The sequence below is a fragment of the Spirosoma arcticum genome, from assembly GCF_054779955.1.
Genome location: NZ_BAAGXG010000002.1, coordinates 321,142 through 336,030, shown reverse-complemented (window position 1 = coordinate 336,030; position 14,889 = coordinate 321,142). Strand labels below are relative to the sequence as shown.

Annotated in this window: 13 protein-coding genes; 8 read left to right on the top strand and 5 right to left on the bottom strand. The window is 52.7% G+C overall.

The annotated features are described in order from the left end of the window. The first annotated feature begins 4 nt into the window (after positions 1-4). The 3 genes from ACYVHB_RS05810 to rpsG all read left to right on the top strand — a co-directional run bounded on the left by ACYVHB_RS05810 (position 5) and on the right by rpsG (position 1,468). Positions 5-328 (top strand): DUF3467 domain-containing protein, encoded by a 324-nt coding sequence (locus ACYVHB_RS05810; RefSeq protein ID WP_461050493.1) that lies wholly within the window; start codon positions 5-7, stop codon positions 326-328. Between the two features lie 118 nt (positions 329-446). After that, positions 447-875 (top strand): 30S ribosomal protein S12, encoded by a 429-nt coding sequence (gene rpsL / locus ACYVHB_RS05805; RefSeq protein WP_461050491.1) that lies wholly within the window; start codon positions 447-449, stop codon positions 873-875. Positions 876-1,000: 125 nt separating this feature from the next. Beyond that, positions 1,001-1,468, top strand: coding sequence for a 30S ribosomal protein S7 (gene rpsG / locus ACYVHB_RS05800; protein WP_461050489.1), 468 nt, complete (start codon positions 1,001-1,003; stop codon positions 1,466-1,468). Between the two features lie 153 nt (positions 1,469-1,621). Here rpsG and ACYVHB_RS05795 read toward each other — a convergent pair whose 3' ends face one another. Next, the gene (locus ACYVHB_RS05795) at positions 1,622-2,500 is read right to left on the bottom strand and encodes an OmpA/MotB family protein (RefSeq protein ID WP_461050487.1); all 879 of its coding nucleotides are present in this window, start codon (positions 2,498-2,500) and stop codon (positions 1,622-1,624) included. Positions 2,501-2,813: 313 nt separating this feature from the next. On the opposite strand from ACYVHB_RS05795, the gene ACYVHB_RS05790 reads away from it, so the two are divergent. Continuing rightward, on the top strand, positions 2,814-3,956 hold the full coding sequence (locus ACYVHB_RS05790) for a lactonase family protein (protein ID WP_461050485.1): 1,143 nt from the start codon (positions 2,814-2,816) through the stop codon (positions 3,954-3,956). 29 nt (positions 3,957-3,985) lie between these two features. Then, positions 3,986-4,582, top strand: a complete 597-nt coding sequence (locus ACYVHB_RS05785) for a 3-keto-disaccharide hydrolase (protein WP_461050484.1) — start codon at positions 3,986-3,988, stop codon at positions 4,580-4,582. Between the two features lie 80 nt (positions 4,583-4,662). Here ACYVHB_RS05785 and ACYVHB_RS05780 read toward each other — a convergent pair whose 3' ends face one another. The 4 genes from ACYVHB_RS05780 to ACYVHB_RS05765 all read right to left on the bottom strand — a co-directional run bounded on the left by ACYVHB_RS05780 (position 4,663) and on the right by ACYVHB_RS05765 (position 9,254). Further along, positions 4,663-5,151: a VOC family protein gene (locus ACYVHB_RS05780; RefSeq protein ID WP_461050482.1), complete on the bottom strand. Its 489-nt coding sequence runs from the start codon at positions 5,149-5,151 to the stop codon at positions 4,663-4,665. Between the two features lie 38 nt (positions 5,152-5,189). After that, positions 5,190-7,304 (bottom strand): penicillin-binding protein, encoded by a 2,115-nt coding sequence (locus tag ACYVHB_RS05775; protein WP_461050480.1) that lies wholly within the window; start codon positions 7,302-7,304, stop codon positions 5,190-5,192. After that, positions 7,294-7,692, bottom strand: coding sequence for an FtsL-like putative cell division protein (locus tag ACYVHB_RS05770; protein WP_461050478.1), 399 nt, complete (start codon positions 7,690-7,692; stop codon positions 7,294-7,296). The genes ACYVHB_RS05775 and ACYVHB_RS05770 overlap by 11 nt, the downstream gene beginning before the upstream one ends. A 68-nt stretch (positions 7,693-7,760) precedes the next feature. Further along, entirely contained in the window at positions 7,761-9,254 is a 1,494-nt protein-coding gene (locus ACYVHB_RS05765; protein WP_461050476.1) for a M20/M25/M40 family metallo-hydrolase, read from the bottom strand. 192 nt (positions 9,255-9,446) lie between these two features. On the opposite strand from ACYVHB_RS05765, the gene ACYVHB_RS05760 reads away from it, so the two are divergent. From ACYVHB_RS05760 to ACYVHB_RS05750, 3 genes are all read left to right on the top strand, one after another. After that, positions 9,447-10,988, top strand: coding sequence for a YifB family Mg chelatase-like AAA ATPase (locus ACYVHB_RS05760; RefSeq protein WP_461050474.1), 1,542 nt, complete (start codon positions 9,447-9,449; stop codon positions 10,986-10,988). A gap of 89 nt (positions 10,989-11,077) precedes the next feature. After that, entirely contained in the window at positions 11,078-13,252 is a 2,175-nt protein-coding gene (locus tag ACYVHB_RS05755) for a glycoside hydrolase family 31 protein (protein WP_461050472.1), read from the top strand. Positions 13,253-13,341: 89 nt separating this feature from the next. Continuing rightward, complete coding sequence (locus tag ACYVHB_RS05750) at positions 13,342-14,829, top strand: arabinose isomerase (protein WP_461050470.1); 1,488 nt, start codon at positions 13,342-13,344, stop codon at positions 14,827-14,829. The last annotated feature ends 60 nt before the right edge of the window (positions 14,830-14,889 follow it).

The window sequence follows — 14,889 nt, the reverse complement described above, 5'->3', positions numbered from 1 at the left end:
AGCTATGACTCCTCCACAACAAAACCCCGAAGGATCGATTGACGTCGAATTGAGTGAAGAAATTGCCGAAGGCACTTACGCCAATCTGGCCATGATTGCCCATTCTAACAGTGAGTTCATCCTGGATTTTATTCGCCTGATGCCGGGTGTTCCTAAGGCTAAAGTGAAGGCCCGCATTATTCTGACGCCCGAACACGCCAAGCGGCTGCTGGCGGCTTTGCAGGAAAATATCGGTCGTTTCGAGGAAGCCTATGGTGACATTAACAGCCCAACCGACACGTTCCGATTTCCAAGTGGTGGGTTTGGCGGGCCGGTGGGGCAAGCATAGAATTAGGGGAATCTGGTTCCATAAATACTTAACAACCAACACTTGAGGTACAGTATGTTTTCCGTATCTTTGCACCTCAAAATTCGGGAAGACTGTTTTTCGTAAACTCAATTTAAGAATGCCTACCATACAACAATTGGTGCGCAAGGGCCGTGAGAAACTGGTTGACAAATCGAAGTCGCCAGCACTGGATTCCTGCCCACAACGTCGGGGCGTATGCACACGGGTGTATACGACGACGCCGAAGAAGCCGAACTCGGCCCTTCGTAAAGTTGCCCGCGTTCGTTTGACGAACGGCCGGGAAGTAAACGCCTACATTCCGGGCGAAGGTCACAACTTGCAGGAGCACTCGATTGTGCTGATTCGGGGTGGCCGGGTGAAAGATTTACCGGGTGTGCGGTATCACATTGTTCGGGGTGCATTGGATACGGCTGGCGTAAGCGGTCGTTTGCAAAGCCGCTCGAAATACGGCGCGAAACGTCCGAAGCCAGGTCAGGCTCCGGTTAAAGGTGGCAAAGGTGCACCGCCAGCGAAGAAGAAAAAGTAAAGTGCATAATGCATAATGAATAATCACTTGCTTTCATTATATATTATTCATTCCTCATTATGCATTCAACGAAAACTGCCCGTTGAAAAACTACGGCAGAGTAAGACCAAAAATCTGAAGCAATTATGAGAAAGGCGAAACCGCCCAAGCGTTACGTGTTACCCGATCCTAAATACAAGGAGGTCCTCGTGACTAAATTTGTGAATAACCTGATGTACGAAGGCAAGAAAAGCCTGGCGTACTCGATCTTCTACGACGCTCTTGATGTAGTAGCTAAACGCACCAGCGAGAGTGGTTTGGACACGTGGAAAAAAGCGTTGAACAACGTCATGCCCACGGTTGAAGTAAAAAGTCGTCGCGTCGGTGGAGCAACCTTCCAGGTGCCAACCGAAGTACGGGCAGACCGAAAAGTCGCGGTAGGCATGAAATGGCTTATTAAGTATGCTCGTTCGCGAGGTGAAAAAACAATGGTAGACCGGTTAGCCGCTGAAATTGTGGCAGCCGCTAAGGGCGAAGGCTCGGCGGTGAAAAAGAAGGACGATACGCACCGCATGGCCGAAGCCAACAAGGCGTTTTCACACTTCCGGTTCTAAACCAATTATACCGACCACGGTCCCGGTGGTCATCGAAATTACAAAAGCCGCTCAATTATTGGGCGGCTTTTTGTTTTGCGTTAAAAAAGGTAAGGAGCTTTGCCAGAGTTTTAGAACTCCGACAAAGCTCCTTACCTTTTTTAACGCAAAACGCTATTTACCAGCCTGACCGTTCGATAGCAGATTGAAGAACTGATCCAATTTTGGAGTAATGATAATTTCCGTCCGGCGGTTCTGCTGACGTCCTACCGACGTAGTGTTGTCATCTTTCGGGCTAAACTCTGAGCGGCCACCAGCCGTCATGCGTTCCGGCGCCACTCCAAACCTACCCTGTAACGTTCGCACAACGGATGTAGCACGCAGAGCGCTCAGGTCCCAGTTGTCTTTGATGGAAGCTGTCGAGATGGGTACAACGTCGGTGTGACCTTCGACTAAGATGTCAAGTTCTTTGTGGTCGTTCACTACTTTTGCCACCTTACCCAGCACCGTTTCGGCTTTGGGCGTAATATCGTAGCTACCTGATCTGAACAGCAGCTTGTCTGAGATGGATACATATACCACCCCTTTTTTAACTTCAACCTGTACGTCTTGATCGTTAATATCATCCAGCGAACGTTTTAGGTTCATAACCAATGCCAGATTAATCGAATCTTTACGCTGGATGCTTGTGTTCAAATTGTTGACATACTTGGTTTGCTCGTTAAGCGTTTCGAGCGATTTTTTGATGCTCTCCGCGCCTGACTTGCTCACGATAGATAAATCCGACATCCGGTCAAGCAGGTTAGTATTCGTCCGTTTCAGGTAGTCGATCTGGGCTTGTAAATCAGCCGCCTGCTTATCTCTACCTTGTAAATCAGTGTCTTTAGCGGACAATTGCGAACGCAGATCGGCCGTACGCTGGTCGCAGTCGTTGAGCGACGCAACGGCTTTGTCGCGGGCTTCCTGTAAGGTTTTGATTTCAGCCAATCGCTTCTTACTGTTGCAGGAAGAAAGCATAGCTACGGCTGCGAAAACAATCAGTATTCGTTTCATAAGGATAATGAAAAAATTAATGGGTAACGAACAGTTAGGTTTTGACGACGTGAATTGTTGGCTCAGCCAATCGTATCACAAAAGTAAGTGATTCTGATTAACCGTTTTGCCAGTTCCACCTATGTTAAACAATTCTGTCGGCATTGTTTCTGTTCAATTTAACAAAATTTGACTCACGACAAACGCAGCCAGCTTTTTCAAGCCATTAACAATTACTTGATCTGATTATTTTTGACCAGTTGGCAGTCAGAACAGCACGCATCGGTAGTTGAGCTGCCCTTTTTACTTATACAATTGGCGACTAAATACACACATGCACAAATTATTTGTTGATATCACGACGCTTTTAACTCTCTTGAGCATGGTGGCAGATGCACAGTCTGTTAAAGATATCATGTATGTGGGTACCTACTCACTCCGGGGCAGCAAAGGAATTTACGTCTTTGAATTCGATCGGAAAGCAGGAATCATGAAGCCTCTCCAGTCGGTTTCTAATGCAAAAAGCCCATCGTTCCTGGCGATTCACCCATCCGGCAACTATCTATATTCAGTCAATGAGGCCGCCCAGGCGGGCCCAAACAATGCCGGAGCTGTTAGTGCCTACGATGTTGACCGGGCTACCGGCAAGCTCAACTTCCTGAACGATCAGTCATCGTTGGGTCAGGGTCCGTGCCATATCAGCATTGATCAAACGGGCAAAACTGCGTTTGTCTCGAACTATGGCGGGGGTAGTTTGGCGGTATTGCCCATCAAAACGGATGGTACTTTAGGCGCAGCCACCGATAGCGTTCAACATACAGGCACGGGGCCTAATACCAAGCGGCAGGAGAAAGCGCATATTCATTCGGCCACGCTCTCTGCGGATAATCGCTTTCTGTACGTTGCGGATTTAGGCACGGACAAACTGCACCTTTACGAAGCCGACGTTAACAGCAGCACCATAAAGCCTGCACAAATGCCGTTTGTAACGGTAAAGCCAGGTTCGGGTCCGCGCCATTTTGCATTCCATCCCAATGGCAAATTCGCTTACTTAGTTGAGGAATTGACCTCGTCGGTGGCAGTATTTAGCCGCGATGCTAAAACAGGTGCGCTAACACTGTTGAGCGATAACGTTAAAACCTTACCTGCTGATTTTAGCGTACAAAATACCAGCGCCGATATCCACATTGATCCATCGGGTCGGTTTTTGTATCAATCGAACCGGGGTCGGGACGCACTGGCCCTGTTTTCTATCGGCAATGACGGAAGGTTGACCTCGCTGGGCGATGAGCCAACGATGGGTAAAACACCCCGCAATTTTCTGATCGATCCGAAAGGTGATTTTGTCTTTGTGGCTAACCAGGACTCAGACAACATCACTATTTTCCGACGCGATCAGAAAACCGGAAAACTAACCTATACGGGCCAGTCGGTGAGTGTGCCCGCTCCGGTATGCGTGATTATGGGGTCACGGTGACAATTATACACAACTAAATTTCTGACAGAATGAATCGAATCTTGCTTTCCGGGTTACTGCTCGCCTTGTTTATTATGGCTGCTCCAGCCAAAAAAGTTGTGCTGTTCAATGGCAAAGATCTAAGCGGCTGGAAGGTGTATGGTACCGAAAAGTGGTACGTTGCCAATGGAGAATTGGTTTGCGAAAGTGGTCCCGACAAGCAGTACGGCTATTTAGCAACCGAGCAAGCGTACAAGAACTTCGATCTGTCGGTGCAGTTTAAACAAGAGGCCAACGGCAATAGCGGGGTTTTCTTCCGGTCGAGCATTGAGGGAACAAAAATCAGCGGCTGGCAGGTCGAAGTAGCACCGAAAGACCACGATACGGGCGGAATCTATGAATCCTACGGCCGGGGATGGATGGAGAAGATACCCGACGAGAAAGAATCGATTCTAAAACCCGGCGAATGGAATACGCTTCGCATCCGGCTTGAGGGTGACCACGTTCAGACGTACCTCAACGGCAAACCAATGGTTGATATGCATGATGCAAAGATTGGGAAAGCTACCGGTTCCATCGCCTTGCAGATTCACGATGGCGGGGGCATTAAGGTTCGTTGGCGGAAGTTGGTGCTGAAGCCATTGTAAAGTGTTTGGGTATGTACGTGCTGAGGTGTTATTGCACATACACGTACTCAAACACCTGACCACCTGCACACTCAAATACTTTATCCCAACTCGCTTAACAGTCCTTCTAAATCCAGGGTATCCGTGAACATCTCTATTGATCCATCCGGTTTACGTGGCCATTGATTCATTGGCCGGTCCCAGTATAGTTCAACCCCGTTTTGGTCAGGATCGTTAAGATAAATGGCCTCTGAAACACCGTGGTCCGACGCCCCCGTGATTGGATAGCTCGCGTCGATCAGCCGCTGAAAGGCGACCGCTAAATCACGGCGTGTAGGATACAAAATGGCCGTGTGAAACAACCCGGCGCTTCGTACCGGAGCCGGTGGCATGCCTTTGCTATACCACGTGTTCAGTCCAATGTGGTGATGGTAACCGCCCGCCGAAATGAAAGCGGCCTGATCGCCGTATAGGGTCGTAACGGTGAAGCCCAGCAGATCGCGGTAGAACGTCAAGGCACGGTCCAGATCGGTAACTTTCAAATGAATATGCCCGATACGGGTTTGATCGGGAATTGTATAAGGAGACATGTGTGCTGCGTTAACCGCCGAGTGAACGTCTTTATCGCTTACCCCAGTTTTAGTGTAATGATTTTGTCAGTCGTTGCTACTGTAATAGCTCCCGGCGTAACCGACTGCTCTTTCACCTTCCCCCGTCCCTCAACGAGCACCCGGAAGCCCCGGTTTTCAAGCAAAAAGAGAGCATCGCGCAAGGTTAAGCCACGCACATCAGGAACCTGGTCGGGCCGTGTTGGCCGTGATTTCCAGCGGCCATTGGCCGTCGTTTCAACCCAACCCTCTACTGACGGTTCGCTGTTCATGTTCAGAGTAGCGCTTATCGTGTGCAAATCGTCGGCATAACCCGCCAATAGTGCACCCGCCGGACGTGCCTGCCGCCCGCCCGAACGAATCGGCGCGTGCATTCGGACATCGTAAGCCACAATTCGATCAGCCACCTCTTTGAATACGGGCGCGGCCACGGCTCCGGCGTAGAGCAGGTACTCAGGGAGGTCGCCCTGTGGCGTATCCACCACCGTAATCATGCTATACTTAGGATTATTGGCTGGAAAATAGCCAATGAATGAGGTGTGATATTTACCAGCCTGATACAGTCCATTTATTATTTTCTGAGCCGTACCGGTCTTTCCGGCGATGGCGTAGTGCGGGTTGTTAATGTGTTTTGCCGTGCCTTGCTCCACTACGCCCCGCAACAACTCCTGCGCCTTACGGGCGGTTTCTGACGAACAAATCGGTTCCGAACTCACCTCCGGTACGTTATCCTGGATCACCTCATCGGCGAGTTTGACCTGACGGACCAGCATTGGCCGTACCCAGCGCCCGTCGTTAGCCACGGCGTTGTAGAACGTCAGCATCTGCAATGGAGTAATCTGCATTTCGTAGCCGTAGGACATCGACGGCAGCGACAATTTGCTCCAGCCTTTCATATCGGGATTGCGAACAACCGGCACGGCCTCGCCTTTCATGTGAATACCCGTTGGTTGGGTCAGCCGAAACTGGCGAAGATACTGGCAGTACAAGTCGGGACGGCTGTAGAAGTAGCTCTTCATTAACAGATGAATGCCAACGTTCGACGACTTCTCGAAGACCTGCCGTGCAGTAATCGTTCCCCATCCCCCCCGTTTAGTATCTTGAATAGACAGCCCGTTATACCGCACAGACCCGCTCCCGGTGACAACCGGCTGATTCAGCGAAATGGCTTTTTCTTCCAGCAACGCCATCATCGTTGCCAGTTTAAACGTTGAACCAGGGTCAGTGCGGCCTGCTAACGCATGGTTGAAATTTTCGACGTAGCCACTCCCCCGCTTCGAGAGGTTGGCCATTGCCCGGATTTCGCCGGTGGCTACTTCCATTACGATTACGCAGCCTTTGGCCGCGTTATATTTTTCGAGGGCCGACCGCAGTGCCGATTCAGCCATGTCCTGAAAGTTGACGTCGATAGTCGTGTACAGATCCATACCCGATTCGGGTTTCATATCGGGACCGTCGTTAACGGGTTTGCGAATACCGCCCGAAAGTACTTCGACCAGTCCTACAGCGTTTTTACCAGCCAGAGCGGACTGGAAAGAAGCCTCCAGCCCAATCAGGCCCCGCCCGGTTTTAGCGTCGAGGTTTCCAATTGTTCGCTCGGCCATTGACCCAAACGGATGGTACCGTTCGTAGTACGGCCGCAACACGCCCCCGCGAGCTGCCACTTTCGCCGACGAGCGAAAAAAAGGCCATTTCAGCATCATCTGCCGCTCCTGAAAGGTGACACGATGGCGGTTCAGCAGTACGTACCGGCGTTTGCGGGCACGGGCGTCGCGAACCAGGTCGGTATAGTCGCGGGCGGATCGGTCTTTGTAAATGCGGGCCAGCAACAGGCCCAGCGAATCTACTTTACGGTTGAAATACTCGGGCTTGGCTACCGTTGGATCAAGCCCCACCACGTAGGTCGGCAGAGATGTGGCGAGCAGGCTACCATCGGCAGCAAGGATATTGCCCCGCATGGCCCGGATGGTATCGCGCTGAATAAGAGTTGCCGCCACGCGTTCGCGCCAGAACTGGCCTTTGAACGTCTGGAAATACTGAACGTAAACCAGCCGGAGCATTACGGCAAAAGCAAGGGCTATAACGACGTAGAAAACGTGGTTGGCCCGCTGGATAATATCCTGCTTAATGTTCATTTGACTTGACGACTAATTTGTGGGGTGGCGTTTGGCTATCGGCTAAACCCAGGGTACTAACCCGTTTCATAATCTCAGATTGTTTGCCGCTTTTCATAAAATCGGCGTTGAGCACCGTGTATTGCGATCGGAGTTCGTCAACCTGCGTTCGTGCCCGCTGAATTCGCCGGACGAGCCGTTCGGCGTTGTGATTCAAGCCAATATAAACAATGAGCAGGAGCGTTACCCACAAAATACGGTCGATGTGGCGGATTGGCCAAGCGTTGTCTTCGCCGAAAAGCCGGTCAAGACCGATGAATTCATTGAGCCACGACGCCAGCCGAAGTTGACGCCGTTGCTTTTTCTGTTTCGGAACGCGCTCGGGTTCGCGGAAGGTGTTTTTAGCCATGACGGGATAGACTGCGATGTGGTTACAAACAACTGAAAATAGTGACAAACGAACGTTCGGCTAACAGATTACTCCTTCCATCGCCATTCATTGGCGATTTGCAGCGGAGTCCTGAGTCCCTGCGCCACCAGATAATCGCGGGTTTGGGTGTCGGTTTGTCGGCGAGCCGGTATGTTATCTGCGTCGGCGAGGGCATACAGGAGCATGGCTGAGTACCGAACGGTATTGCGTAACTGGTCTGCGTTGACGAGGTTGATTTTGTCGCAGTCAGCGTGGTAGCAGTCGAGCACCGAGCGGTCGAGGTGGCCGTTCATGCCTATAATCGGTATGCCCTGGAGCATAAACGGCTGATGGTCGGAGTGCAGCCCCGCCCGGTTCTCCAACTGATTGGCAAACGCCGGGTCGGTTTGTTTCATCGTCTCACCAACCGTGGTGAGAAACTGGACCATGTCGGTCCGGCCAAAGGCATTCAGGCCGTTGGGGTCATTCGTCATGTCGAGGTTCATCATGTAGCGTACCTTGTCTAACTGCCCCGATTTCCGAAGACCCTCGACCATCGCCCGCGAACCGAGCAGGCCCTGTTCTTCGCCCATAAACAGCACGAACTCAATGGTGCGTTTAGGTTTGATTTTCAACGCTTTGAACGTTCGGGCAATGTCCATAATCGCAAATGAGCCAATGCCGTTGTCGATGGCGCCAGTCGCCAGATCCCACGAGTCCAAGTGTCCCCCGATAATGATCTTCTCATCAGGGTATTTCGATCCTTTGATGGTAGCAACTACGTTGCGGGCGCGAATTTTTTTGCTGGTATTGGTCATGTTGATTACCGCGTGCAGTTGTCCCTGTTCTTCCTGCATCCACGACCGCAGCGACTGGGCGCTTTCGAGCGAAATGCACACCGATGGAATCGGAATCAGCTTACCCGTTACCGACGCCGTGCCGGTCAGCAGCACGTTGCCCACCACGAGGTTAACCATAATAACTCCCGAAGCCCCATACTGAATAGCCAAAGCCGTTTTCTCCGAGCGGTGCAAATTGCGGGCGCCTTTTGTGGGAGCCGACAAACCGATATTGACCAGCACGACTTTACCCCTAATTTTGTCCTTCAACTCCGCAAAATCACCTTCCAGCCCGTTACCAAGGTCAATAATTTCGCCCCTCACGTGTGCTTCAACGGGCGAGTGCGCCAACGCAACCACGGCTACTTCGCGGAAGTTGTCACTACTTTTGGGTACCACCGACAGCGTAACGGTATCGCGTGCCCAAGCCTCCACTTCAAATGGTTCATAGCGCACCTCCTGGAAACCATACGACGATAGTAGGTTGTAGGCATAATCCTCGGCGCGGGTTCCGTTGGGGCTACCCGTGAGCCGGTGCCCCACCCGTTGCGTTGCGTCCGACAGCGTTTCATAAGCGCGGCTGTGTTGCTTGACTTCGGTATTGATGCGGGAGAAGGTCTTTTCGAGCGAAACGTCAGGAGGAAAAAAGGCAGTCAGGCAACCGGCGGTGCCGATACAGAACAGAAAGAGCCGGAAGCGGGGCACGTAAAACGTTCGGTGCATGGAAGGGAATTTCAATTCTCTGATAAATATACAATAAAAGCGGCTGATTTCGAGGCCCGAATCAGTAGACGCTTTGTGTGGAAAAAGCGTTCGGCTGCTCCACAAAAAATGTTGCTGCATCGCGTTTTTTTATCAGACGGTCGTTCCGTAGTTTTGATACTTATCGCCTTTAACCGTCTACCGTACCTTGACATGTTAGCCAAAACCTACGGCGCGGCCGTTTATGGCGTCAATGCCAGCATTATTACCATTGAAGTTGTTGTTGCTCAGGGGTTACATTTTCACCTCGTCGGTCTGCCCGACAGCGCCGTCAAAGAAAGCGAACAGCGGGTTGAAGCCTCCCTGAAATTTTTTGGCTACCGGATGCCCCGCCAAAAAGTCGTCGTTAACCTCGCTCCTGCCGACATTCGGAAAGAAGGCTCGTCTTATGACCTTCCGATTGGCCTGTGCGTACTCGAAGCCTCCGAACAAATTACGACGACGCGCAAGTTAGACGACTACGTGATTATGGGCGAACTGGCTCTCGACGGCACGCTGCGACCCATTAAAGGCGTACTGCCCATTGCTATCGAGGCTCGCAAACGTGGTTATAAAGGTTTTGTTCTGCCCACCGAAAACGCGCAAGAAGCGTCAATCGTCAATCAGTTAGACGTAATCGGCGTAACAACGATTCAGGAAGCGGTTGAATTTTTCGAGGGCAAACGGGACATTACGCCACTGGAAACCGACACCCGCGATCTGTTTATGAGCCAGGTCAATGCATATGATGCCGATTTTTCGCACGTGCAAGGACAGGAAAACATCAAACGGGCGCTCGAAATCGCGGCTGCCGGGGGGCACAACGTCATTATGATTGGGCCGCCGGGCGCGGGCAAAACCATGCTGGCCAAACGGTTGCCAAGTATTCTGCCGCCGTTGACGTTGCAGGAAGCCCTCGAAACGACCAAGATTCACTCCGTCGCAGGCAAGCTTGGTACTCGCTCTACCTTGATCGCTACCCGGCCCTATCGCGCTCCGCACCACACAATTTCGGATGCGGCACTGGTCGGTGGAGGAAGTTTCCCGCAACCGGGCGAAATATCCCTGGCGCACAATGGTGTCCTGTTTTTAGACGAACTGCCGGAGTTCAAACGCTCGGCGCTGGAGGTCATGCGCCAGCCGCTCGAAGACCGCAAGGTGTGCATTTCGCGGGCCAAATGGGCGGTGGAGTTCCCGGCCAGTTTCATGCTTATTGCCAGTATGAACCCCTGCCCCTGCGGCTACTACAATCATCCCGAAAAAGAGTGCGTTTGCGGGCCGGGCGTGGTGCAGAAGTATTTAGCTAAAATCAGCGGGCCCCTGCTCGACCGGATCGACCTGCACGTGGAGGTAACGCCCGTTTCGTTCGATCAGATGACGGCCAACCGCCCGTCGGAACCCAGCGAAGTTATTCGGGAGCGGGTCATGCGGGCGCGGGAGGTCCAAACGGCGCGGTTCGCCGAACAGCCGGGCGTTTATTCCAACGCCATGATGCCGTCGCAGTTGGTGAAAGAGATTTGCGTTATCAGCGATGCGGGCCGGGCACTGCTTAAAACTGCCATGGAGCGTCTGGGATTGTCGGCCCGCGCTTACGACCGTATCCTGAAAGTGTCGCGCACCATTGCCGATTTGTCCGTCAGCGATGAGATCAAAATCGAGCACCTTGCCGAAGCCATTCAGTACCGGAGCTTAGACCGCGAAAACTGGGCGGGGTAGGTATTGTGGCTTATTGATAAATTCACTCACCATTAGAAGTCATCGTGTTGGTAGCTTTTGTGATTATTCACTTGTTATACTAAGATCTTATGGGCAAAATAGAGGACTATCATTTTGCACTAAAGACCAACACCTTGAAAACGCTTCTCCTGCTTTTACTGACGGTTTCCCTCGCAACGGCGCAGGCTATAGTCTGGACACCCGTGCAGCCGGGCGTCTGGAAAGCTACAGTTGGCAAACCCGAAGTCTATAACCTACTGACGGCCAGTGGAGCCAAGCCCAGCACATCGGGTTTAACGAAGCTGGGGCAAGCTACATTTCCGTTACCAAAATCAGCCATCACAGCCCGCATCGCTGACGGAAAAACGTACCTGCGTTTCCCCCTTAACCGAACCGAGCAACTCTACGGCTTTGGCCTGAACTTCCAGACGGTGCATCAGCGGGGTCGAATTCTGAACCTGCATGTCGATCATTTTCGGGGTTCCGATAACGGCCGAACCCACGCCCCAACGCCATTCTATGCCTCGTCTAACGGTTACGGCGTCTTCATTAATTCGGCCCGTTACCTGAGCGTTTACGCGGGGACCGCCGTTCGTAAAGACAGTTCCGACCCACCCGAATCGCAGGATCGAAACACAGATAAATCGTGGGACAGTAGCCCCTACTCCGACGCCGTAGAAATTCTCGTACCAGCGGCCGGGGTAGAGCTATACGTGTTTGGCGGCCCGAAACTGCTGGATGTTGTCCGGCGGTATAATCTGTTCAACGGCGGGGGCTGTCTGCCGCCCCGCTGGGGACTGGGGTTTCAGCAGCGGGTAAAAACGCTGTATACATCGGACCAGGTGCTGGCCGAAGCCGAGCAGTTTGAGCAGAAAGGTTTCCCCCTTGACGTGATCGGGCTGGAACCAGGCTGGCAGAGTAAATCGTATCCCTGCACGTTTGAATGGGACAAAACACGCTACCCAGACCCAAAAGGCTTCTTGCAAACGATGCTGGCTAAGGGCGTTCGGGCCAATCTGTGGCTCAATCCGTACGTGTCGCCATCGGCGTCAATTTTCAAAGCCATCCAGCCTTACACAGCCTCGCACACGGTCTGGACAGGCATTGTCCCCGACTTGACCCAACCACGGGCACGGCAGATTTTCTTCGGTCAGTTGACGAAAGATGGCGTAAACGCTGGCGTGAGCGGCTACAAAATTGACGAGGTCGACGGCTATGATTCGTGGCTCTGGCCCGACGTCGCAACGTTTCCATCGGGCCACGCGGCCGAGCAGATGCGGCAAACCTACGGTCTGCTGGTGCAACTCTACAGCACCGATATGTACCGGAAACAAAACAGCCGTACGTATGGGTTAGTCCGGGCGTCGAACGCAGGCGGCTCATCGTTTCCGTATGTGATTTACAATGATTACTACAAACACGAAGATTTCATCACGGCGTTGATTACCAGTAGTTTTTCCGGAGTGCTCTGGACCCCTGAAGTGCGCTCATCCGACACCAGCGAAGAATGGCTGCGCCGAATTCAGACAGTCGTTTTCTCGCCATTAGCCATGATTAACGCGTGGGATAGCGGCACAAAGCCTTGGTCGTTTGCGGACGTGAGCAAGGCCGTGCAGGACATGGCCCTGTTGCGGATGCAGATGATGCCCTACTGGTACAGCGAGTTTGCCAAATACCATTTTGAGGGAACGCCCCCCTTCCGGGCGATGAACCTGGAAGAAGGGTTTTCGTCGGAAGTCAAAAGTGAGTTGCTGACGACAAGTTTAGAAAGAAATCCCTACGCCGAAGCCGTCAGGAAAGAAACGAAAGATCAGTACATGGCTGGTGAATATCTGCTGGTCGCCCCCTTGTTTATGGGGCAGAAAAGCCGCACCGTCACGTTGCCAACGGGCAATTGGTACGATTTATACACCGGCGAACTCGTTGGCAACGGTCAGCAGATTACGGCATCGCCGGGGCTGGATCGTATTCCAGTTTACGTAAAAGATGGTGGCCTTGTGCCCATGACGCCCGCCCGGCTCCACGCACCCAAAGCGGGGGAAACAGTGCCCATCGAGGTCCGCTACTACGGCAGTAAACCGGGCGTGTACCAACTTTATGACGACGATGGCGAGACATTTGATTACGAAAAAGGGCAGTACAGTTTTCGGGAGATTCGCGTAACGAAGCAACCGAACGGTTCCCTCAATGGCACCATCTCGGCCCCTGAACCGGGAAAGCCCAACAGCGTTGGGACGGTGACATTCACGCAGATGACGAAGTGATGTTTTTTCGATACGGAGAAGGCGGCAGACCCGCTTTTTATTTGACTATCTCAGAGAAGTGACAGTCCGACCCTAAGCAACGCCCCAACATGCAGGCCATTCCGCAAGTCTCAGCTGATTATAATGGACAGCTTACCCAATCCGGTCAGCAGCAACATCCGCTTACGGTTGGCTTGTTTGGTATTGGATTGGATGTGTACTGGCCCCAGTTCGAGGGATTGGAAACTCGTTTGATCGGGTATCTACAAGTGGTTGAACAACGGCTCCAACGGCCGTACGCCCAAATCATCAACATGGGACTGGTCGATACGCCCGAAAAAGCCATACTGGCGGGCCATCGCTGCCGCCAGGCTGACGTTGATATTCTGTTCATTTACGTAACGACCTATGCCCTCTCGGCTACGGTGCTGCCGGTGGTGCAGCGGGCTAAGGTTCCGGTTGTTCTGCTGAATCTGTCTCCCGAAGCAGACATCGACTACGCGTGGTTCAACCAACTCAACGACCGCACCCGCATGACCGGCGAGTGGCTGGCTTTCTGTGGAGCCTGTCCCGTGCCCGAAATTACCAATGTCTTCCGCCGGGCAGGGATTTCCGTTCAGCAAGTGACCGGTATGCTTCACGACGACCCTATCGCCTGGCAACAAATCGACGAGTGGATCGACGCGGCTCAGGTGGCGCACGTGATGGCGCATAATTGCTTAGGGCTGATGGGCAATTATTACAGTGGTATGCTCGACATCTATTCTGACCCGACTCTACAGCTAATCACCTTCGGGGGGCAGATGAAGATTCTGGAAGTTGACGAACTCTCAGCCCTGAAAGGAACGGTTGACGACGAAGCCATCCGGCTCCGGGTAGCCGAATTTTATGACCGCTTCGACGTGCAGTCCGACTGCTCACCTACCGAATTGAAACGGGCTGCCCGCACCTCCGTAGCGTTGGACAAACTGGCTGAACAGTATGGACTTGGTTCGCTGGCTTATTACCACAAAGGCACGGGTAACCCGGTCAATGAAGATACGATGAGTTCGATTATTCTGGGCACGTCGCTGCTCACGGCGCGGGGTATTCCGGTGGCGGGCGAGTACGAAATTAAGAATGCCCAGGCCATGAAAATCATGGATAGTTTTGGGGCAGGTGGTTCCTTCACAGAATACTACGCAATGGATTTTACCGACGATGTGGTGCTGATGGGGCACGACGGGCCGGGCCATATCAGGATTGCGGCCAGCAAAACCAAGGTGCGCCCGCTACAGGTCTACCACGGCAAGGTTGGGGCGGGGTTGTCGGTCGAGATGTCGGTGCAAACAGGACCGGTAACGCTGCTGTCGGTGGTCGAAACCGGCAAGGGCAAGCTGATGCTGCTGGTAGCCGAAGGCGAGTCGGTGGCGGGGCCAATACTGGAGATTGGTAACACGAACAGCCGGTATCGGTTTGCGCCGGGTGCCCGGCAGTTTGTCGAACGCTGGAACCAGCACGGCCCGGCCCACCACTGTGCGGTAGGTGTGGGACACATTGCGTCGAAAATCAGGAAATTGGGTGAACTGCTCGCTATTGAGGTTGTTCAGGTTTGCTGATTGCCGTTCGCTGACCGGGCTGGACTCTTCGTGCAACGTTTACTTCTCCGTCGGGCGCTA